The sequence below is a fragment of the Shewanella sp. M-Br genome (genome assembly GCF_036245925.1).
Taxonomy (GTDB): domain Bacteria; phylum Pseudomonadota; class Gammaproteobacteria; order Enterobacterales; family Shewanellaceae; genus Shewanella; species Shewanella oncorhynchi.
The window spans coordinates 136153-156506 of record NZ_BJBV01000012.1; the positions used below are offsets into that span (position 1 = coordinate 136153).

20 protein-coding genes and 3 tRNA genes are annotated in these 20354 nt (G+C 44.1%); 8 read left to right on the top strand and 15 right to left on the bottom strand.

Translation table 11 applies throughout. The annotated features are described in order from the left end of the window. From AAA952_RS12085 to AAA952_RS12100, 4 genes are all read right to left on the bottom strand, one after another. On the bottom strand, nucleotides 1-714 hold the full coding sequence (locus AAA952_RS12085; RefSeq protein ID WP_006080570.1) for a response regulator: 714 nt from the start codon (nucleotides 712-714) through the stop codon (nucleotides 1-3). Further along, nucleotides 714-1124 carry a DUF3019 domain-containing protein gene (locus AAA952_RS12090; RefSeq protein ID WP_028759258.1) on the bottom strand — a complete coding sequence of 137 codons (411 nt, stop codon included), beginning with the start codon at nucleotides 1122-1124 and terminating at the stop codon, nucleotides 714-716. The genes AAA952_RS12085 and AAA952_RS12090 overlap by 1 nt, the downstream gene beginning before the upstream one ends. A 5-nt stretch (nucleotides 1125-1129) precedes the next feature. Beyond that, on the bottom strand, nucleotides 1130-1993 hold the full coding sequence (locus AAA952_RS12095; RefSeq protein ID WP_338257314.1) for a MipA/OmpV family protein: 864 nt from the start codon (nucleotides 1991-1993) through the stop codon (nucleotides 1130-1132). A gap of 362 nt (nucleotides 1994-2355) precedes the next feature. Next, nucleotides 2356-2592 carry a hypothetical protein gene (locus tag AAA952_RS12100; RefSeq protein ID WP_028759260.1) on the bottom strand — a complete coding sequence of 79 codons (237 nt, stop codon included), beginning with the start codon at nucleotides 2590-2592 and terminating at the stop codon, nucleotides 2356-2358. A gap of 805 nt (nucleotides 2593-3397) precedes the next feature. Between AAA952_RS12100 and AAA952_RS12105 the strand changes: the two genes are divergently transcribed. Beyond that, a complete protein-coding gene (locus AAA952_RS12105; RefSeq protein ID WP_113939919.1) occupies nucleotides 3398-3961 on the top strand; it encodes an acetate uptake transporter in 564 nt (187 codons plus the stop codon). A 71-nt stretch (nucleotides 3962-4032) separates the two neighbouring features. Here the strand turns inward: AAA952_RS12105 and AAA952_RS12110 are convergent, their stop codons facing one another. Continuing rightward, the gene (locus AAA952_RS12110) at nucleotides 4033-4503 is read right to left on the bottom strand and encodes a YcxB family protein (RefSeq protein WP_338257348.1); all 471 of its coding nucleotides are present in this window, start codon (nucleotides 4501-4503) and stop codon (nucleotides 4033-4035) included. Nucleotides 4504-4743: 240 nt separating this feature from the next. On the opposite strand from AAA952_RS12110, the gene AAA952_RS12115 reads away from it, so the two are divergent. Next, nucleotides 4744-5073 carry a DUF1971 domain-containing protein gene (locus AAA952_RS12115; protein WP_338257318.1) on the top strand — a complete coding sequence of 110 codons (330 nt, stop codon included), beginning with the start codon at nucleotides 4744-4746 and terminating at the stop codon, nucleotides 5071-5073. Between the two features lie 85 nt (nucleotides 5074-5158). Here AAA952_RS12115 and AAA952_RS12120 read toward each other — a convergent pair whose 3' ends face one another. After that, nucleotides 5159-5575, bottom strand: a complete 417-nt coding sequence (locus AAA952_RS12120; protein ID WP_105249974.1) for a VOC family protein — start codon at nucleotides 5573-5575, stop codon at nucleotides 5159-5161. Nucleotides 5576-5631: 56 nt separating this feature from the next. Continuing rightward, nucleotides 5632-6246: an NADPH-dependent FMN reductase gene (locus AAA952_RS12125; RefSeq protein ID WP_028759265.1), complete on the bottom strand. Its 615-nt coding sequence runs from the start codon at nucleotides 6244-6246 to the stop codon at nucleotides 5632-5634. A gap of 147 nt (nucleotides 6247-6393) precedes the next feature. Between AAA952_RS12125 and AAA952_RS12130 the strand changes: the two genes are divergently transcribed. Further along, a complete protein-coding gene (locus AAA952_RS12130; protein ID WP_198573006.1) occupies nucleotides 6394-7029 on the top strand; it encodes a helix-turn-helix transcriptional regulator in 636 nt (211 codons plus the stop codon). A gap of 106 nt (nucleotides 7030-7135) precedes the next feature. Here the strand turns inward: AAA952_RS12130 and AAA952_RS12135 are convergent, their stop codons facing one another. Further along, nucleotides 7136-8062, bottom strand: coding sequence for a TPR end-of-group domain-containing protein (locus AAA952_RS12135; RefSeq protein ID WP_338257322.1), 927 nt, complete (start codon nucleotides 8060-8062; stop codon nucleotides 7136-7138). A gap of 160 nt (nucleotides 8063-8222) precedes the next feature. Here AAA952_RS12135 and AAA952_RS12140 point away from each other — a divergent pair, with 160 nt between their 5' ends. Continuing rightward, nucleotides 8223-8945 carry a pseudouridine synthase gene (locus tag AAA952_RS12140; RefSeq protein WP_338257324.1) on the top strand — a complete coding sequence of 241 codons (723 nt, stop codon included), beginning with the start codon at nucleotides 8223-8225 and terminating at the stop codon, nucleotides 8943-8945. A gap of 95 nt (nucleotides 8946-9040) precedes the next feature. On the opposite strand, the gene hmpA is transcribed toward AAA952_RS12140, so the two are convergent. The 6 genes from hmpA to AAA952_RS12170 all read right to left on the bottom strand — a co-directional run bounded on the left by hmpA (nucleotide 9041) and on the right by AAA952_RS12170 (nucleotide 13637). Continuing rightward, complete coding sequence (gene hmpA, locus AAA952_RS12145) at nucleotides 9041-10234, bottom strand: NO-inducible flavohemoprotein (protein ID WP_306682937.1); 1194 nt, start codon at nucleotides 10232-10234, stop codon at nucleotides 9041-9043. Nucleotides 10235-10483: 249 nt separating this feature from the next. Then, nucleotides 10484-12109 (bottom strand): methyl-accepting chemotaxis protein, encoded by a 1626-nt coding sequence (locus AAA952_RS12150; protein WP_338257329.1) that lies wholly within the window; start codon nucleotides 12107-12109, stop codon nucleotides 10484-10486. A gap of 165 nt (nucleotides 12110-12274) precedes the next feature. Next, nucleotides 12275-12361 (bottom strand) — tRNA-Leu (locus AAA952_RS12155). A gap of 68 nt (nucleotides 12362-12429) precedes the next feature. Beyond that, nucleotides 12430-12516 (bottom strand) — tRNA-Leu (locus AAA952_RS12160). A 54-nt stretch (nucleotides 12517-12570) separates the two neighbouring features. Beyond that, nucleotides 12571-12646, bottom strand: a tRNA-Phe gene (locus tag AAA952_RS12165). A gap of 229 nt (nucleotides 12647-12875) precedes the next feature. Further along, entirely contained in the window at nucleotides 12876-13637 is a 762-nt protein-coding gene (locus AAA952_RS12170) for an outer membrane protein assembly factor BamD (protein WP_105249967.1), read from the bottom strand. Between the two features lie 122 nt (nucleotides 13638-13759). Between AAA952_RS12170 and rluD the strand changes: the two genes are divergently transcribed. The 3 genes from rluD (at nucleotide 13760) to clpB (ending at nucleotide 18241) form a co-directional block, all read left to right on the top strand. Then, the gene (gene rluD / locus AAA952_RS12175; RefSeq protein WP_105249966.1) at nucleotides 13760-14734 is read left to right on the top strand and encodes a 23S rRNA pseudouridine(1911/1915/1917) synthase RluD; all 975 of its coding nucleotides are present in this window, start codon (nucleotides 13760-13762) and stop codon (nucleotides 14732-14734) included. Continuing rightward, a complete protein-coding gene (pgeF, locus tag AAA952_RS12180) occupies nucleotides 14735-15469 on the top strand; it encodes a peptidoglycan editing factor PgeF (RefSeq protein WP_338257332.1) in 735 nt (244 codons plus the stop codon). Nucleotides 15470-15667: 198 nt separating this feature from the next. After that, a complete protein-coding gene (clpB, locus tag AAA952_RS12185; protein WP_338257334.1) occupies nucleotides 15668-18241 on the top strand; it encodes an ATP-dependent chaperone ClpB in 2574 nt (857 codons plus the stop codon). A gap of 271 nt (nucleotides 18242-18512) precedes the next feature. Here the strand turns inward: clpB and AAA952_RS12190 are convergent, their stop codons facing one another. Further along, the gene (locus AAA952_RS12190; RefSeq protein ID WP_283629825.1) at nucleotides 18513-18980 is read right to left on the bottom strand and encodes a DUF4124 domain-containing protein; all 468 of its coding nucleotides are present in this window, start codon (nucleotides 18978-18980) and stop codon (nucleotides 18513-18515) included. Between the two features lie 94 nt (nucleotides 18981-19074). On the opposite strand from AAA952_RS12190, the gene pssA reads away from it, so the two are divergent. Then, nucleotides 19075-19926: a CDP-diacylglycerol--serine O-phosphatidyltransferase gene (gene pssA / locus AAA952_RS12195; RefSeq protein ID WP_338257338.1), complete on the top strand. Its 852-nt coding sequence runs from the start codon at nucleotides 19075-19077 to the stop codon at nucleotides 19924-19926. Nucleotides 19927-20354: the final 428 nt, after the last annotated feature.

Consider the following 20354-nt stretch of genomic DNA (forward strand, 5'->3'; position numbering starts at 1 on the left):
TTAGTTATTCCAGGCTTCAGGGGCAAAGAGGTAACCTTGTCCCCAAACGGTTTTAATTCTGAAAGGTGTCTCGATATTATCGTTGAGTTTTTTACGTAATCTAGAAATACGCACGTCAATTTTTCGATCTTTACCATCGAAATCAATATTGAGTAGCAGCTGATAAATATACTGACGGCTGAGCACTTGGCCAGCTTGTGAGGCCAGTAACCACAGCAACTCGAATTCATGGCTGGTGAGATCGATTTCAGTTTCATTGAGGCGAATCGCGTGGGTATGCGGGTCGATACTCAGTTTACCAAAGGTCAAACAGTGGGATTCCGCCTGAGGTGGCTGATTCTGACGGCGAAGTAAGTTGTTGATCCGCGCGACTAACAGTGCTGGATCGACGGGCTTAACCACATAGTCATCGGCACCGAGCTCTAAGCCTTTGATTTGATCTTCGCTTGAGCCAAGTGCGCTCATTAGCAGGATTGGGCCTGCAAAATAGTCGGGCAGTTTCTCACACAGGGTGAGGCCATCCATGCCCGGCAGCATAATGTCTAACAGTATGATATCTGGCTTGTAATTGATTAATCGCGTTAATACTGTGTCGCCACGGCGTTCAACTTCAACATGCATACCATGGGATTTTAGGTAATCTACAATCAAGTTTGCTAGGCGAACGTCGTCTTCAACCAATAATACTCTGTGGTTCGATTGTGGGCTTGTCATTAAAATAAACTCCAAGGGTTGCGGTAACGTCTGCGAACCTGAGGTTGTGATGCAGAAGTGATTTTAAGTTTGGCACCAGCCAAAGTTTGGTTACTGTCTTTACTCACCATGACAAATTGAATATCCGTCATAGTGTGGATTTTCATGCTTAACGTATGGGTTGAAACTGAATCACTGCACCATTTGGGATAGGCGGCGTTGTCGGACAAGATACAGATAAGCTCATCTTTAGCGAGTTCCCACTGTAGTTCTATATAGACGTCACAGGCCTCAGTTTCTGAACTTGTGATGCAAATTTCGGGTGTGAGTTTGAGTGCCGAGTCTCGAGTTTTGGCTTGTGCTGAACTTTGGCCCATCAAGCCGAGGCTTAGACCTATAAAGCAAAGCAAGCTTAACTGAGGCAGTGTCACTAACGTTAGAACCTATAGGCAGCGCCGATAAAGTAGGTGCTGCTATAGTCTTGGTCTAACAAGGGACTGGCGGCAATCTCATCGGCAATTAGAGTGTAACGAACTGCCAACAGTAGATCCCAATTGTCAGTTAATATGTAACGGGCCGTCATTTCCGCACCTTTATCCCAACCTGATTTTGCTTGATATTGTTCACTCCAATAGGCGTTTTCACTGGGTCTAACGCTGTAATAATAATCCACTACATCTTGGCTTTTCCAATCAAATACCAGCGCAAACTCAAAAATGAAACGATCGTAATCCCAGCCATAGGTCCATTTTATTTGTGCTTCTGAACCTTGATGAACATTAAACATATCATGAGTGTACGCCAATCTAATAATACCGAGCCGCGTATAGATGAATGCTTCGGCACCGCCAAGTAAGGTGAAGTTCCGAGTCTCTAAGGAATTAAACTCAGGCTCTGGCTCAGTCGACAAAGCCATACTATTTATGGCTTTGGCTTCAACTTGAGTGCCACGATTCAAAAAGATATTCGATGGGTCCCATTGATAGAAGTAGGCTCTATCTAAGCTATAACTTGTTACTAAGTTAATTGTAAAGCTTTCTTGCTCGGCTAAGGTATAACCTAAATTACCATTGTCGAAGAACCAGTGTTCGCCGTAATAGGCCACTGTTGGAATAAAGAACAATGGAATATCGTCAAAATCCCTGAGTGGATTGCTTTTTTGTCCCCAGCCTATGGCGATGCCTAGATCCCAGTTGTTCATCTCAATACATTGATTTTCTGGTGCACAGGCTTCTTTCGCCATTCCGATTGCAGGCAAAATACTTAAACTTGTAATGAGGACAAAAAGAATACGATACATGATTTAACGATTAAGGGCTGAGGTTAACAATACAGGAAAACAGATTAGCATTTTATGCTCAATTCAACAGTGGTTTCATTCACGGAGATGCAAAATGATACAGCTATCAATTAAATAATAAATTTATGGATTGCACAATATGTTGATAGTCATGCTAAAAGCTTATCTTGGCAGCTTTCGTACGGTTAATTGTGGATGTTAAATTTTGTGTTTTATAAGTTTCGAGTGTAACTGAAATGATGTTAATTATGATGTAAAAGCTGTGTTTCTTGGAAATAATAATGCCATTCGCAAGTGTGAATGGCACAGACTGAAGCCGAATAACCTACTTTGCGGTAATAACACAGAGATTAGAATGAAGATTAATTGACCTCAGTAACTGACTTGTAGCCCATTTCTGTCAATTGATCGTTTACACAATCAAGCACATATTGTTTTAGCTCAGCATTTTCGACTTGATCTTCAGAGGCCATCTGCTGGCACACTTCTTTCAGCTGAGCGAGATCGGCTGCTGGTGCAGGCGGTAAAGAGGAGTCGTCAGCAAAGGAAGTGAAACTTACTAATGCCAATAGAGTAAAAACAGCTGATAACTTATTCATTTTATTTCCTTTAGTTATGTATTGCTAACCACAGATTAAGAAGCATTCTCTTAATACCACTGTGCCAACATCAGCAATTTATCACTGCTATTCTGTTTTAGATATAAATAATTTTCACCTTTCTTGATTAAGGTTTTTTACCTTGTTTTCCCTTGATTCGCTTCGAGTAAATGGGCTGGCTGAGTGTACTTTATTTGCTCTAGTTTGATTCATTCTCAGCATCTTTTGCTGCTTGAGTTAGGTTCACAACCCTCCCTCTGAACTCATGTGTGCTAAGTTGTCTCTTCTAAACTTGTGTTTGAAATTAATTGCTGAAACCTGCACATAAACTTATGTGCTTAACTTATGTGCTTAATTGTGTGTACTGTAGAACTTAGATTTCTTTCAAAAGTGTTGCTAACATCACTTTAAGGACTTATTTGCGATAAAGTGCATTATTATCACTGTTTATGGTCGATTTTTAATGAAGGTTTAATCGCCGCTGTTAACTGAATTATGCGGTAGTTATAAGAAGTCATATAAAATGAGATATGACGCATGTTGTAGACCATTTTTTTCTAGAATATTGAATTAAAAAGAATTAATTTTTATGTGTTTTTTAGTTTAAATTTTATTTTACAGTTTATTATTTTAACTTTATGTTTTTATTATTTATTTTTATGTGTTCGTTTGTTTTTGATGATTACATTGCTAAGATTATAGCTATCCTCTAGAATGCGCCGCTCTCGCAGGTGCGCGTGCATAAGATTAATGGCAAATGCTATTGATTTTTATTGAATTGTTGATTTTTCTCTAGGGGAACTCTGTGTCTACAAAACTGGCTAATCCAGCGCCATTAGGTTTAATGGGCTTTGGTATGACAACAATTTTGTTAAACATTCATAATGCGGGATATTTCCCTATTGATTCTATGATCTTAGCCATGGGGATTTTTTACGGTGGCATTGGTCAAGTGATTGTGGGGATTATGTGTTTCATGCGCGGCGATACTTTCGGTACGACGGCATTTACCTCATACGGTTTGTTTTGGTTAACGCTAGTGGGCCTCATTTTAATGCCTAATGCTGGCATTGCGGCGAGTCCAACGTATTTTATGGGCTGGTATTTAACGCTTTGGGGCATATTCACGGCATTTATGTTTGTGGGTTCTTTGCGTTATCCAAGAGCCAAACAGTTTGTGTTTGCTTCTTTAACTATCTTATTTTTCCTGCTGGCGGCGCGTGATTTTACGGGTAGCGCCTTGATTGGCACTATTGCGGGCTTTGAAGGGATACTTTGCGGCGCGAGTGCGATTTATTTTGCGATGGCGCAGGTGCTCAATAATGAGTATGGCCGTACGATTTTACCGGTTGGTGAATTGAAAAAGTAACGATTCAGCAATGCAGAGTTGTAAAAAAGGCTGATGAAGATCAGCCTTTTTTATGGGTGTTTTTAGCTGTACTAGATTTTAGTTTTAATATACGCCACAGATGCTTCATCTAAGCTACGAAGGGAAACATAACTCGTGCCTGCCTTGTGGGTGATCAAAAAGCCTTTTTCAGTTTCTTTAATCCGGTAAATGTCGGTCCATAAAATTTGGCTGGTCACAGACATGGATTGAGTATGAATCCCTTGCTCATCAATGGTGAGTGTGACCTCATTACTGGCCGCTTTACTCATCATCTGACGCATCAACCACCATGCTTTGTGATACTTCACATTGAGCGCTTCGATAACACCTAACCCAACAAAAAAGTAAGCTAAATAAAGGCTAATATCGGTGAAAATAAGCGCGATACCTATCAGGGTTAATCCAATGGCTTTGTAGTAAGGTTTGAGCGTGGGATCTGGTACCACTGATTGCGTATAGCATTCATCGAAATGGGCTTTATCTAAAATATACGTTGTGGAATATGAATAGGGCGTTGGCATCATGTCATCTAATTGAGGTGGCACTTAATGCGGGCTAGTGTAGCGATTACAGTGATGAAAGTAACTAACCTTGCTATTGCAAGCATGAATGAGCACTTTGGTGTTTTCAAATTCGACGTTCAAACCCGCTCGTTAATACAGGTCAAGATATGAGTTGGACAGAAATACGGCAACGGCTATATTAGTCTTGCCGTAAGCATTGTTCGATTTGCGTGATTTGACACAAGGAGTGCAAACATCATGGCCTTAGTCCCCAAAGATTTTGTAAATTACAAATCAACGCCGGTTTTCAACCATGACAACGTCCCTAAAATGTTGCTTCATATGCACAATACTAAGGCTGGCGTATATGGGCAAATCCAAGTGTTAACGGGTAGCTTAAAGTTTTACGGCTTTACGGGTAGCAGGGGCGAGTTAGATAAAGAAATTATTATTCGCGCAGGTGAAACCGCCATTTCACATCCTGAATATTGGCATAAAGTGGAGCTACTGACCGAAGATACTCAGTTTCGACTCCACTTTTATGCCCATAAGGATTCGGCCATAGTGGCGCAGCAACAATCCGAGTGAAGCGAATAGTACCTAGCTCCTACACCCTATTCACTACATGCGGTTCTTGGCTGCATTGGTCACTTCTTTTTAATAACGATTTACGCTAATAGCGATTTCGTTCCTTTGGAATATCAGTTAAATACTCCACAAATTCCACTTCAAAGCCATGGGCATCGAAGAAGTAAATATTGCGTCGATAGGGATCTTCCATGCCATCTTTGGCAATAGGAAAACCTGCTTGGGTCAGTCTTGCTATCACAGCATCTAAGTTGTCGGTCACAAAGGCAAAATGCGCCAGTCCAATTTGATGACCAGCCAAATCGCGGTTTTCACCTTCACCATTGTCACTAAAAGCAATGTATTGATAATCATCGCCAAAATGAATCCAATTACGGGGTTTGCCGTACCAAGTGCCTTTATCGCCACCGCGAACACGCCAATGGGGAAAAGCCGCTTGATAAAAGCGCAGTGCTGCGGGGATGTCGTCTACCACTAAATTGATATGCTCTAAATGAATCATAATGCGTTCCTTGTAATGATTTTAGTCTGTTGCTGGTGGTTAAAATCTCAAGCCGCTTACATACCGTAACAGTATTCCTGCTGTTTTGGGTACGCTTGATTGGCATGTTGTTCACGAATGGGGGCTAATGCTTGGGCGTATTGATGCAGCATATATAAGCTGTATTGCACTCTTTCCCTAAGCGCGATATCGCGGGCACTCTCAGGGATTGCATTGAGTACATGGCTGACATTGCGGATGATTAAGTGATCGGGTATGGGCACTAATTTATTGTTTTTAAGGGCATTCATCTTCACTTCAACGATAGGGTAGGTACCGCTAATACCGTCCGATATTGAGACTAATAAGGCGGGTTTATGGGCGGTTTCTTCGCGAGTACACATCAACAAAAAGTTCTTCAGTAATGGTGATGCCATGCCGCCCCATTCCGGGGTGATCAGCACTAGCGCATCGGCTTCATCGACTCTGTGTTCTATTTCGGGCCAGTGTTCACCTTTGTTGTCTTCTTCTCCATCCCAAAAGGGCAGATTAAACAGGCATAGTTCTAAGTGATGTATCGTGTCGTAACCCATGTTGTGGGGAGATGAGAAACTGCTTTCCGCGATATAACGACCGACTTTAGCACTTTGTGAATCGGGTCTTTGGCTGGTACTGATGATGAGTAATTTCATTAAGTAAACCTATTTGTTTATAAATTATTTGTAAGGTAATTGCTTTATTTAATCTTGTAAAGGATAAAGTAAATAAAAAAGTTTATTTAATCTGTTAAAGCCGCGGAGATTGGGAGATAATGCTTCGGCTGAAATCGGGGAGACTCAATGAAAACTACTGATAAGATTATTCAATTACTCAAGTTGCATGGCCCGCTTACTGCTAAAACCTTAGCGGAGGAATTGGCGTTAACGACTATGGGGGTGCGTCAACATCTGCAAGCTTTGGAAGATATGGGCGATGTGGATATTGAGGATCGAGTTGAAGGCCGCGGTCGCCCAACACGTTACTGGGGATTGACTGAACAAAGCCGTACTCACTTTGCCGATCGCCATGAGGAATTGACGGTACAGCTGATTGACTCGGTAAAAATGATCTTTGGCGACCAAGGCTTGGATAAGCTTATCGGTCACAGGGAGCAAAGTGCGTTAGTCCAATATCGTGCGGCAATGGAAGGTGCTACTGATATTCCGACACGTCTGGCCATACTTGCGAAATTACGCTCGAACGAAGGTTATATGGCGACCATGGAACACATCGATGGCGTGTATTTTTTACTCGAAAATCATTGTCCAATCTGCGCCGCAGCGACTAAATGTTTGAACTTTTGCCGCTCTGAGTTGCAACTTTTCCAGCAGTTATTCGCTGATATTGCCGTGGTGAGCCGCGAAGAACATATCATCGAAGGTGCTCGCCGCTGTGCATATAAGATTGAGGCAATTAAAGTTGCGACGATAGCCTAGTAGTGTACTTAAGTTGCTCGTTTGAGGCGTTTTATCTGTGGGATAAAACGTTACTGAACGCTAACACTATATATTAAGCATTCGTTCTGGGCTTAAACCTCGGAGCTTAGGGCTTATCAGGTTCGTGATAGGCCAATAAGGTTTCGAAACGAGGATGCCCTTTAAGTTGTGAGAAATCAGCTTCATCCAACGCTAGCTCTTTGAAGGATGCGCTGTTATGGATAGCGCGTTCCAAATCAGAAATTGCTCTATCTTCAACACCTAAACACGCAAAGGCGCAGGCTCTTTGATAAAAAGCATGGGCGTTAGTTGGGTCAACTTCCAAAACACGATTACATAGGCTTTGTGCCCAATTAAATTCGCGCATTTCCATTGCGGCATCGGCCTTGTAGGTCAGCGCTTCCAAGTCTCCAGGTCGAATCGTGAGGATTTCATCGTAGACTTCAATTTTTTGTTCGGGAGTCTGGGCACTTTGGGCACGTAGCCACAGATTATGAATTTCATTAATCACTTCTATTTCACGATTATTATCCGTGATAGTACGACTCTTATGCTTGAGTTCTTGCTCGAGTAATTTGAACTTTTCTTCGTATTGTTCGGCAATACTCTGCAACTGATTCGCGGCCAGTTTGGCGGTATGTGTCTTGATTTCCCGTAGGGATTGCCAGCCGATAAAGGCAACTAAAGAGGCGACGCCGGCGATCATATAAAAGAAGTAAGTGACAGTGACATTGGCGTAATTCATCGACTTGTCGGCAACGGCCAGTTCGCGATCTGTGATATCTATGGTGAGGCGCCGCTCAAGATCCTGTTGATCGTATCTGAGGGATTTGAGTTCATCGAAGACGTAGCGCTCTATCAGCGGTTTATCATGGATGGCGAAAGGTTGAGGCGCTTCAGGGGGATTAACTGCATCGCTCGCTTGAGTGAAGAATGAGCTCGCGAGTATCACTAAAAACAAGGCTAAAAATAGCAGGTTCGAACGTATTATAGCGGGACTTGCAGATAAGTTTTTGATGCGGTAACCACTCACAATAAGATGAATTGAACGCCTAGCTTAACAAATTTTGCCTAGTTTGATCTAATTTTGCTCTAAATAACCTCTGTGATGCTTACGGTATTAGCTCGCTATGACCTGAACTCGCATCCTGCTAGAATGGCTATATCATTCATATTTCGTCATTTGTGGTGTTATGCAATCTAAGCGCGGCCGACTCGATCGTTATCTTTGTACCCAGTTACACACTCACCGTAAAGCGGTACGTGAACTGTTACTCTTGGGCCGAGTACGCGTTGATGGATTGATAGTGAAGGACATGGATAGGCAAGTGGATGAGTTTTCTCACATCCAACTCGATGGGCAAATATTACAGGCCAACACGCCAGTTTATTTGATGTTGCATAAGCCGATTGGCGTGGTGAGCGCGACTAAAGATACTCAGCATAAAACTGTGATTGATTTGCTCGATTACGAAGCCCGTGATGAGTTACATATCGCGGGTAGACTAGATTTAAATTCTTCGGGTTTGTTATTACTGACCAATGACAGCCGCTGGTCTGATGCACTAATGTCACCGACGCATAAGGTCGATAAGGTGTATCGTGTCACCTTAGCTAATCCCTTAACCGAAGAATATATCGCCGCATTTGCCGAAGGTATGTATTTCAGCTTTGAAGATATAATGACTCAGCCCGCTAAATTGGTGATCCTTGCTGATCATGTTGCTGAAGTGACTTTAAAGGAAGGTAAGTACCATCAAATTAAGCGGATGTTTGGCCGCTTTCGAAACCCAGTTGTTGGTCTACATAGATTATCAATAGGTGATATTGTGTTGGATGAAGCTCTGGCGTCGGGCGAAAGTCGTATGCTGACTGCCGCAGAAGTGGCTTCTATCCGCTGTAAACCGGTAGCTTAGAGACATAGGGCACTTCAATTTATCAGCCATTATTCTGCGTATTCTAAATATAAAAATGGACTTGAGAGTCAGGTTCCCAAGCCCGTGACATGGGATTAGAGATCGGCGTGGGGGCCGAATACTTCATAGTGCATGTTTTCAGCTGAGACACCCAGAGCGAGTAATTGTTGCTTGATGGCTGACATGAATCCAATAGGTCCGCAGAAATAGTAATGTGCATGGGGAAGCAGTTGATCTGCGACTTTGCTTAATTCCATTTGTCCTTCGAAATCATAATCTGTACCTACCACATCGGTTGAACTCGGCTTGCGATACCAAACATGGCTCTTCAGATTATGATGTTGCTGGCGCTTGGTGTGAATAGCCTGTTTGAAACCATGTACATCACCTTGCTCACAGGCATGTAGCCAAGTAATAGCACTTGGATGTTGCAACTTGATCAATTGATTCAACATGCTTTTCATCGGTGTTTGACCCACTCCTGCCGAAATGAGCACGACGGGGATGTCCGCCCCAACTTCTAAGATAAAATCTCCCGCCGGCGGCATAACTGCAATTTTGTCACCGATATGCATGGTATCGTGTAGCAGATTAGACACTTGGCCACCTAATTCACGTTTCACACTGATGCGGTAGCTGTTGCCATTCGGTGCATCGGATAGGGAATATTGGCGGATTTCTTCATATGCTAAATTGGGATGTTTTAGCTTCAAACTTAAGTACTGACCGGGAATGAAATCTTTAACTGGTTTACCATCTTCGGGCGTCAATATGAAGGAGGTAATGACTGTGGACTCTGTCTTTTTCGCGCTAATGATAAACTGACGCTCACCCAACCAACCGCCATCTTGTTCTGCATTTGACTGATAAATTTGAGCTTCTCGTTGAATAAACATATCTGCTAAAAATCCATAGGCCTGCGCCCAAGCTTCTAATACTTCTTCTGTTACTGCATCACCGCCTAACTCTTTAAGGGTGGCCAATAAGTGGCTGCCGACGATCGCATATTGCTCAGGCTTGATCAGAAAGCCTGTATGTTTTTGGGCAATGCGCTCGACAGTCGAACTTAGCACCGCTAAGTTTTCAATATTTTTAGCATAAGCCGCGACGGCGTTGAATAGGGCAACAGGCTGGCCACCAGAATGCTGGTGTGCCAAGTTAAATACATCTTTTAGTTCAGGATTATGTTTGAACATACGTTCATAAAAATGGATCGTCAGCGCAGGGCCTGCGGATTCGAGTAAGGGGATAGTGCTCTTGATAACTTGGATTGTACGGCTGTCCAACATATAAAATCCTTAACGTGCAAATATTATGAATGTTAAATAAGTTTAAAGATCTATTTGATTTGGATCAATAGTGATGATCGCAATTCGTGCTACCGATAAGCGTGATTAAGGTCATTTGAAGTGCTTTATCAAAGCGGATATGAGATAGGGGAATGATGAATAAATATTTTATTTCAATGCATTACTGAGAGGGGAGGGAGGTTAACTGCAACAGCAAAGCTTATTGCAGTCATAGTGTGGTTTTTTGACTTAGAGTTTAAATGCACTCACTTGATTGCGCATGCTGTTGGCGAGTTTAGTTAAATTAACCACAGATTCACTTAATTCAGCCGCCGATGCGGTGGAATGTTCGGCAATATCGCTGATGGCAATAATACTACGATTAATGCTTTCGGCAACGCTACTTTGTTCTTCGGCAGCGGTCGCAATATGAGTATTAAGTTCTGTGATGCTATCTACTGAGGAGACGATTTCTTTCAGTGCTTGGCCTGCTTGATTAGCTTTATCATTAGCATCATCTACTTGATTTATACCTATTTCCATAGCGTTAACTGCTTCTTTAACGCCTTGTTGCAGTGTGGCAATCATGGCCTCAATTTCTTGGGTAGACTTTTGGGTGCGCTGCGCAAGGGTCCGCACTTCATCCGCAACGACTGCAAAGCCGCGGCCTTGTTCCCCCGCGCGGGCTGCTTCAATGGCGGCATTTAATGCCAATAGATTGGTTTGCTCGGCAATGCTTTTTATCACATCGAGTACGCGGCCGATATTTTGGCTCTCATTAGACAGAAATCCAATGACTTGTGCCGTTTTTTGAATTTGATCAGATAATTGCGACATACTGCTAATCGATTGCATTACAATATTATTGCCATTGGCGGCATAGGTATCGGCATCTTTGGCTGAATCTGCCGCCGCAGATGCGCTTTGGGCGACTTCTGCGACCGTTGCCGTCATCTCATTCATGGCCGTTGCAGTTTGCTCCGTTTCGGCTTGCTGCTGTTGCATACGTTTATTGGTTGCCTGCGTGAAGCTACTTAACTCATTTGCTGAACTATTAACGGTATTTGCCGCTTCGGCAATCGAATGAAGAATGCCCCGCAAGTGTTCAATAACTTGGGTGAGGCTAGTGGATATTTGTCCTAGCTCATCGTGATTAAAAGTAGTGAATTTGACGGTAAGATCTGAGTCTTGATGGATCAGCTTAAGTTTATTGAGAATGTCATTAATAGGATTCATCACGCTGCGATTGACCCAGAGCCCAATCACAATACTGATAATCATGGCGGCACAGGCTAATGCTACAAAAATAGTGATTGAAGATTGGTAAATGGCATTCACACGATCTTTTTCTTCGCCTGCCACGCGAATTTGCAGTGCAATCAGTTCAGATATTTGGTTACTGATGGGGTCTATTACTTGGTAAAGCGGCAAGATATTGGCCGATAATTGGCTTGATACATCACCATTTAATCCTCTTAAGCGTGAGATCAGAGTGTCAATCTGTTGATTCGCGGGTGAGAACAGCACTTCGGCTTGTTTTACGAGTCGGGATTCTTCTGAGGTAAGTTCAGTGGCTAGGTATTTTTGCCAATGCTGGGTAATGGTAGATTTGGCACTGTCTAGCGCTTCAGCTGCTTGGGAGGCGGTGAAACCACCCGCGTTCGCCTTATTGACCGCATCGATAACATCGACCGCGTATTTATCAGCAATCACTTTTAAATCGTCTAGTGGCACAACTCTATCGCCATAGATACGTTCAACACCCGATTCAATTTTACCCATCATATTAATGGCGAGAAAGCCAATCGTCATTAGCATTACAAGGGGAACCAGAATGCCGATAAACATTTTTTGTTTTATTTGTAGACCGTTCATATGGATAGCCTCAGTGAACTAAAGAGTCCTTTAGGCAGAACTCTATCTATCCCTATGATGAGTCTGTAACAATAGGTATAGCAAATCTGAGGAAAGAGGGGAGAGTTACAGAAAATTTATTTTGCTTTAGATACAAAAAAACCTCGCTTGGCGAGGTTTAAATGTTGGTACAGATGAGAGGACTTGAACCTCCACGCCCTTGCGAGCACCAGCACCTGAAGCTGGCGTGTCTACCAATTCCACCACATCTGCATGGCTATTCGATATTTAATCGAATTGACAATCTTAACACTGTGAATCTTAACTTTTGAACTGCAATTTGGTACAGGTGAGAGGACTTGAACCTCCACGCCCTTGCGAGCACCAGCACCTGAAGCTGGCGTGTCTACCAATTCCACCACACCTGCACTGTACCTATCGCAGTTCTCTAACATAAGTCGCTATCGCAACCCATTTAAAGATGGTGCCCGAACCCGGAATCGAACCAGGGACACGAGGATTTTCAATCCTCTGCTCTACCGACTGAGCTATTCGGGCGACGGGCGCAATTTAAAGGCTTTTCGGGTTTTGAGTCAATAGATTTTTACTAAATAACGGAAAAAGTGACTCAGTTGGATAAGATTTACACGAAAGTGTCATTTGTGTTGGTATTGAGGATATAAAAATAGCCAAACCACTATCCACATTGAGAACTTAGCGTTATCTATTTATGGCTTATCTAAGGTCACCAAGCAAAAGAATGCCCCTATTAAAGGGGCATTCTCGGTTAGTTTGATAAGATTTCATTGTTTGGGAAGTTAGCTTGCATTACCATGAGCACGTTTTGCTTCAGCTTGCTCTGACCTAATTCGCCATAAGCTTCTATCATTATCTCTAATGCCCGTTCATTTGAAGGGGTGCCAGGGTATGTTTCCATTACAGATTGTGCTCGGATTGCTGCGGCGCTCCATGCATTCATCTTGAGATAATACTCGGCAACTTGAATTGAATATTTTGCTAAGCGATTCTTCAACGCTAACATGCGTTTTTGCGCATCGGCGGCATATTTGCTGTTAGGGTAGGTTTTGATAAGACGATCAAAATCTTTGAAAGCATCTTGAGCATTTTTAGGGTCACGATCGGTTCGGTCGATATTAAGCATGTCGTGGAACATGTAATTGTCGGCTTGCATGTTCACTAAACCGCGCATATAGAACACATAGTCTACATCTGGATGAGTTGGATTAAGACGGATAAATCTGTCTATGTTCGCAATACCAGAAGCGACATCGTCCATTTTATAGTAAGCATATATCAGGTCTAACTGGACTTGAGTTTTGTGAGGTCCGAAGGGGAAGCGTGAGTCTAACGCTTCCAAAGAACGGACAGCTTTAGAGTAATTGCCAAGCTCCATAGAGGTTCTTGCCTGAGTATAAAGTACATCAGGTGACGTTTTGGCGGCAATATCGTTATCATCAGGGCTGCTGCTACAGGCTGATAACGCTAGTGAAAATAGGACTAAGGTAACGCCTTTGGAAAATTTATACATACTTGAATTCAATTCTTTTTAAGTTGTAGTTAAGAATTTTTCCATTTCACTATAAAATAGAAAACATCCGATTGTAACAGATAGCACACATTTTTTGACCCCTAAATGGGGATACGGTTCCTATGACACAAGAGATTAATCTAAAAAGCGAGATTTCGGCAACACAAACTGGACTGAGATTAGATCAGGCCCTAGCAGAGTTGTTCCCAGATTACTCGCGCACGCGCATCAAGGAATGGATCCTATCTGATGCAGTTTATGTTGACGGCGTTGTCGTTAATAAGCCCCGAGAGAAAGTTTATGAGCTGCAACAGATACTCATAGATGCCACTCTTGAAGAAGAAGTTCACGCAGCGGCACAGGCCATTGATCTGGATATCGTCTATGAAGATGACGACATTATTGTGATCAACAAGCAAGCGGGACTCGTGGTTCACCCTGGTGCTGGCAATGCCGATGGCACTTTGATGAATGCACTATTGCACCATTGTCCCGATATTGAGCATGTACCACGTGCTGGTATTGTGCACCGTCTGGACAAGGATACTACAGGTTTAATGGTTGTAGCCAAAACCGTTGAAGCGCAAACCCATTTAGTTGCCGCCTTGCAGGCCCGTGAAATCACTCGTGAATACGAAGCGATTGTGATGGGGACTATGACAGGTGGCGGTACTGTTGATGAGCCGATTGGTCGTCATCCAACGAAACGTACTCATATGGCGGTGCATCACTCAGGTAAACCTGCAGTGACGCATTATCGTGTGGCGGAAAAATTCCGTAACCACACTCGTCTAAGATTGCGCCTTGAATCTGGTCGTACTCACCAAATTCGTGTGCACATGGAATACATAGGCCACGTATTAGTGGGCGATCCTGTGTATGGTGGTCGTCCAAAACCGCCGAAATGGGCCAGCCCAGAGTTTTTTGATATTCTGAAAAACTTCAAGCGCCAAGCGCTGCACGCTGTGCGTCTTGAATTAGCGCACCCTGTGAGTTGTGAAATCATGAGCTGGCACGCGCCAATTCCTGAAGACATGGTGATTTTGACGAAAGCACTGCGTCAAGACACAGTCGAGCATCCGATCGAGTATTTGTAAGTGTTTCATCACGATTGGCCTGTTCCCGCTAATGTCAGCATCGCTATGACAAATCGTCATGGCGGTGTGAGCGTGCATCCTTATGACAGTCTGAATCTTGGACTGCATGTCGGTGATGCGCCAGAGTTGGTGATGGCTAATCGTGAATTACTCTGCAAACAATTAGCGTTAACCGCTGAGCCTGTCTGGCTCGAGCAAGTGCATGGTACTCATGTGCTTAATTTAGATGCGCTGAGCTTAGCTCAGGCTGCGGATACGCCGATTGCCGATGCCAGTTTTAGCCGAACAGCGAGCCAAGTTTGCGCTGTAATGACCGCCGATTGTTTACCTGTATTGCTGTGTAATCAAGCGGGAACCGAAGTGGCTGCGGCCCATGCCGGTTGGCGCGGTTTATGTGATGGCGTGATTGAGGCCACCGCGGCGCAGTTTAGTTCTCCTATGGATGAGTTGATTGCTTACCTAGGCCCGGCTATTGGTCCGCAAAAATTTGAAGTCGGCGTCGAAGTCAAGCATGCATTCTGTGGGTTACATCCACAGGCGGCAGCGTGTTTTATTCCCAGTGGTGACAAGTATCTGGCCGATATTATTGGCTTGGCTAAATTACGCTTGAGTTTACTCGGCATCAAGCATATTTATAGCGCCGATATCTGCACTGTCAGTGACACTGATTACTTCTCTTATCGTCGCGATAAGGTGACGGGGCGCATGGCATCGTTGATCTGGCTTAAGTCTTAAGTTAATTCCCCTACAATTTATATTTATTTCCGCGTTATCCGCTTGAATTTGGCTAAATAGCCCCCATCTTTTAACTAACGAAATGTAATACCAATCCTATTAAGATCTCTTCATTAGCGGTACTGATTTAACGCCACTAAATTGGCAAGATATCTTGTGGATTGGCATATCTCTACTTTGTGAGTTTTAGGAGGCTGTATGCGACTCGATCGTATGACCAATAAATTTCAGCTTGCCATCTCAGATGCCCAGTCTCTCGCACTCGGGCGTGATCATCAGTTTATTGAACCGCTGCATTTGATGATGGCATTGTTGAACCAAGATTCAGGTTCAATCCATCCCTTATTGACCCAAGCTGGCATTCGCGTGAGTGCGCTGCGCTCGCTTTTGAGCCAAGAGCTGGAACGCTTACCTCAAGTCGAAGGTACCGGCGGCGATGTGCAATTATCCCAAGGTTTAATACGTTTATTAAACCTGTGCGATAAATTGGCGCAAAAGCGTAAAGACAAATATATCTCTAGCGAGTTATTTGTATTAGCTGCGTTAGAAGGAGGCGATGCCCTCGCGCAAGCGTTGAAAAAAGCCGGCGCGACCAAAGAGTTGATGGAGCAAACCATTGAACAAATGCGCGGCGGCCAAAAAGTGGATGATCCGAACGCTGAAGATCAACGCCAAGCGTTGAAGAAGTTTACTATCGATCTAACCGAGCGAGCCGAGCAAGGCAAGTTGGATCCTGTGATCGGCCGTGACGATGAAATTCGCCGCACGATCCAAGTATTACAACGTCGCAGTAAAAACAACCCCGTCCTTATCGGTGAACCGGGTGTGGGTAAAACGGCGATTGTTGAAGGACTTGCCCTGCGTATCGTTAATGGTGAAGTCCCTGAGGGGATTAAAAATAAGCGCGTCTTATCCCTCGATATGGGCTCATTGATTGCGGGCGCTAAATATCGCGGTGAGTTCGAAGAACGTTTAAAAGCGGTACTGAATGAGTTAGCGCAGGAAGAAGGTCAAGTGATCCTCTTCATCGACGAGCTGCATACTATGGTCGGCGCCGGTAAAGGTGAAGGCGCAATGGATGCAGGTAACATGCTCAAACCTGCGTTAGCACGTGGTGACTTACACTGCGTGGGTGCGACCACACTTGATGAGTATCGTCAGTACATTGAAAAAGATGCGGCGCTTGAACGTCGTTTCCAAAAAGTGCTGGTGGATGAGCCAAGTGTTGAAGACACCATCGCCATTTTGCGTGGCCTGAAAGAACGTTACGAGCTGCATCACCATGTGGAAATTACCGATCCGGCGATTGTGGCGGCGGCGACTATGTCGCACCGTTATGTGTCGGACCGTAAGTTGCCCGATAAAGCGATCGATTTGATCGACGAAGCGGCATCGAGCATTCGCATGCAGATGGACTCAAAACCTGAGTCACTCGACCGGCTCGAACGTCGTGCTATCCAGCTCAAACTGGAGGAGCAAGCCTTAGCCAAAGAAAATGATGAGGCGAGCCGTCGCAGGCTTGACCATCTGCAAGAGGAATTACGAGACGTTGAAGCTAAAGCTTCAGAGTTGAACGAAATCTGGCGTACTGAAAAAGCCGCACTAGCGGGAACTCAGCACATTAAAGCCGATCTCGAACAGGCTCGAATGGACTTAGAAGTGGCGCGTCGTGCGGGTGATTTAACTCGGATGTCTGAGCTGCAATACGGTCGTATTCCTGAGCTTGAAAAACAGCTCGATTTGGCATCGCAAGCCGAAATGCAGGACATGACGTTATTGCGTAACAAGGTCACTGAGTTCGAAATCGCCGAAGTCTTGTCGAAAGCGACGGGAATTCCCGTATCGAAAATGCTTGAAGGCGAGCGCGAAAAATTACTGCAAATGGAAGTGGCGCTGCACGAGCGGGTGATAGGCCAAAACGAAGCCGTTGATGCGGTCGCGAATGCGATTCGTCGTAGCCGCGCGGGTCTGGCGGATCCAAATCGCCCGATAGGCTCGTTCCTGTTCTTAGGCCCAACGGGTGTGGGTAAAACTGAGCTGTGTAAATCACTGGCGAGGTTCTTATTCGATACCGAATCGGCCTTAGTGCGCATTGATATGTCTGAGTTTATGGAGAAACACTCAGTATCGCGTTTAGTGGGGGCGCCTCCTGGATACGTAGGTTATGAAGAGGGCGGTTACTTAACGGAAGCCGTTCGTCGTAAACCGTATTCGGTGATATTGCTCGACGAAGTCGAGAAAGCGCATCCCGATGTGTTTAACATCTTACTGCAAGTGCTTGATGATGGACGCTTAACCGATGGTCAAGGTCGTACTGTAGATTTTAGAAATACAGTGATCATCATGACCTCGAACTTAGGCTCCGACATTATCCAAGAAGGATTTGGTCAAGTGACCTATGCAGAGATGAAAGCGGCGGTAATGAATGTGGTTACTCACAGTTTCAGACCTGAGTTTTTAAACCGTATTGATGAATCTGTGGTGTTCCATCCATTGGATGCTGCCAATATCAAGCGTATTGCTTCGATACAGATTGCTTCCTTACGCCAACGTTTGGCGGAAAAGGACTATACATTGGAGATCACCGACGACGCATTATCACTGATTGCGGAAATTGGTTTCGATCCTGTGTATGGCGCAAGACCGTTGAAACGGGCATTGCAGCAAGAAGTCGAAAACCCGCTGGCGCAGAAATTACTGCGTGGCGACTTGTTACCGGGTAAACCGATCAAGGTCAGCTGTGCGGGTGGCGAGTTAGTGTTCGAGCAATAACCAGTCGCTAGTCACTTAGTGTGTTGTTTGAATGCGATACGTTAATAGCAAGCTTGAAGTTGGATAGGTTGAAATGGGCGAACTGAAATAAGCGTTCTTGAATGAACGAGCTTGAAATAAACTATCTTGCAATAAGAGATAGCGCTTCCTTAGTCAGTATCGCTCCCGCTTCAAGTACTAAAACGAAAGGAGCCGAGTTTTTAACTCGGCTCCTTTTTTATTGCATTAGCGTTAATCGTTGTTCATTAATGTAATGGCATAGTAAATTTGGCTACTTCTTATCACAGAAGAGTTTGATTCTTTCCTGTTGCTGAGCAATCGAGGCTTGGCGGTCTTCCTCTGTCATAGCGACAGATTCACCCGAATCGGAAGTTTGGCGGATAAGCTTAGTGTGCGTTGTGAGAATATCTAAATTGTGTTTAGCACTCTCACAAATGGATTGAGCCTGTTTAGCATCTTTCTCTTTAATCAGCGTCGCTGACTTTTCTAATTCATTGGCTTCAGAAGTGGCTTCCGCTTTCTTTACCGGTGCGATAAAACCCACTTTCGCCTGCTCTAAATCTTCACTATAGAGCTTTTCTGCTTTGATGTTTTCTTGTTGCGGGGCTTGTTGGCTGTAATGTGTCACCCCATTTTCGTCGACCCAAGTATAGATAACGCCCGCAGAAACGGGGCCAATGAAAAGGCCGAGCCAAAACCAGCGGCATAGCATAGTGCTGAACGTGTTCACTTTTAACATTGAAATCATCCCTAACTGGTCTCTCATCGACATGATAATAAAATATGTTATCTTGAAAGCTAACTTCTCTTCACTGAACTAGCGTAATAAGTGTATGCAAAATTCTTCAAATCAAACAGTAAAGAATAAAGGTATCTATTTATTACCGAACCTTTTTACCACAGCGGGTTTGTTTTCTGGCTTTTATGCCGTAATTGCTTCCATGAATGCTAACTTTGAAGCCGCAGCGATAGCCATTTTTATTGCCATGATTTGTGATGGGCTCGATGGACGAGTGGCAAGACTGACTAATACCCAAAGTGATTTTGGTGCTGAGTACGACAGTATGGCCGATATGGTGTCCTTCGGAATGGCGCCAGCACTACTCGCCTACAATTGGGCATTAGCGGACTTAGGTAAAATTGGTTGGCTGGCCGCATTTATCTATTGCGCAGGTGCAGCACTCAGGCTTGCTCGATTTAATACGCAAGTTGGCGTTGCCGATAAGCGTTATTTTCAAGGTCTCGCCAGCCCGGCTGCCGCCGCTGTTATTGCTGGCAGTATTTGGCTTGGTAACCAATACAGCCTCGATGGAAGAAATATCAGTTGGATTGCGGCCCTTGTTACGGCAGCAACCGGTTTACTGATGGTCAGCAATTTCCGCTATCACTCCTTTAAAGAAATTGATTGGCGCGGCAAGGTCAACTTTATCGTGATCTTACTGGTCGTCGGTGTGTTTGTGGTGGTGTCGGTTCAACCTGCATTGATTTTATGTGTCGGCTTCTACTTATATGCGATTTCAGGCCCGATCATTACTATCAGAACGGTGAGAAAACTCAAAGTCGCTCATATTGTCGGTGATGATACGGTAGCGAATGTCGATACGAACTCCTCAGTCCAAGCTGCTGCACAAACTCAAGTCGTTACAGATCTCGAGAAAGAGAAACAAGAAGAGCATAAACCTTAGGGCTCGTGCTTTTGATCATTGCTTATCATTAGCTAGGTGCAAACAAGAGTAAGGCATCACACTAGGCATAACGTTTTTAGAGGTTTGCTGATAGATATAGCGAAAAATAGCTATCAACTTCTGTTTATGCCCATTCAATCTATTAAAACCTCTGCAATAGGTGATTTCTTCTGCCAGACTTATCAACCCAAACAGCGATATTGCTCAATATTGCAGTATATTTCTGCAGTTTGGTGGTTATTCATTCGCTTGGCGCAGATTGTTAAAAAAGCCCTTGCACAAAATCTCCTGCTCCCTATAATGCGCATCCACTGACACGGCAGACAGCGTTAAGCAGCCTGATGTGACAGTTCATCAATGAGTTTACTAATTGATGAGTGTCGAGAAAGTTTGCAAAAACTCCTTGACGCGAAACGGGAAATGCGTAT

Coding starts and splice junctions, on each gene's coding strand:
- AAA952_RS12085 (WP_006080570.1), bottom strand. CDS start 714: ATGACAAGCCCACAATCGAACCACAGAGTATTATTGGTTGAAGACGAC.
- AAA952_RS12140 (WP_338257324.1), top strand. CDS start 8,223: ATGCAATCTAAGCGCGGCCGACTCGATCGTTATCTTTGTACCCAGTTA.
- AAA952_RS12095 (WP_338257314.1), bottom strand. CDS start 1,993: ATGTATCGTATTCTTTTTGTCCTCATTACAAGTTTAAGTATTTTGCCT.
- AAA952_RS12125 (WP_028759265.1), bottom strand. CDS start 6,246: ATGAAATTACTCATCATCAGTACCAGCCAAAGACCCGATTCACAAAGT.
- AAA952_RS12100 (WP_028759260.1), bottom strand. CDS start 2,592: ATGAATAAGTTATCAGCTGTTTTTACTCTATTGGCATTAGTAAGTTTC.
- AAA952_RS12120 (WP_105249974.1), bottom strand. CDS start 5,575: ATGATTCATTTAGAGCATATCAATTTAGTGGTAGACGACATCCCCGCA.
- AAA952_RS12110 (WP_338257348.1), bottom strand. CDS start 4,503: ATGCCAACGCCCTATTCATATTCCACAACGTATATTTTAGATAAAGCC.
- clpB (WP_338257334.1), top strand. CDS start 15,668: ATGCGACTCGATCGTATGACCAATAAATTTCAGCTTGCCATCTCAGAT.
- hmpA (WP_306682937.1), bottom strand. CDS start 10,234: ATGTTGGACAGCCGTACAATCCAAGTTATCAAGAGCACTATCCCCTTA.
- pssA (WP_338257338.1), top strand. CDS start 19,075: ATGCAAAATTCTTCAAATCAAACAGTAAAGAATAAAGGTATCTATTTA.
- AAA952_RS12115 (WP_338257318.1), top strand. CDS start 4,744: ATGGCCTTAGTCCCCAAAGATTTTGTAAATTACAAATCAACGCCGGTT.
- rluD (WP_105249966.1), top strand. CDS start 13,760: ATGACACAAGAGATTAATCTAAAAAGCGAGATTTCGGCAACACAAACT.
- AAA952_RS12190 (WP_283629825.1), bottom strand. CDS start 18,980: ATGTTAAAAGTGAACACGTTCAGCACTATGCTATGCCGCTGGTTTTGG.
- AAA952_RS12130 (WP_198573006.1), top strand. CDS start 6,394: ATGAAAACTACTGATAAGATTATTCAATTACTCAAGTTGCATGGCCCG.
- AAA952_RS12170 (WP_105249967.1), bottom strand. CDS start 13,637: ATGTATAAATTTTCCAAAGGCGTTACCTTAGTCCTATTTTCACTAGCG.
- AAA952_RS12150 (WP_338257329.1), bottom strand. CDS start 12,109: ATGAACGGTCTACAAATAAAACAAAAAATGTTTATCGGCATTCTGGTT.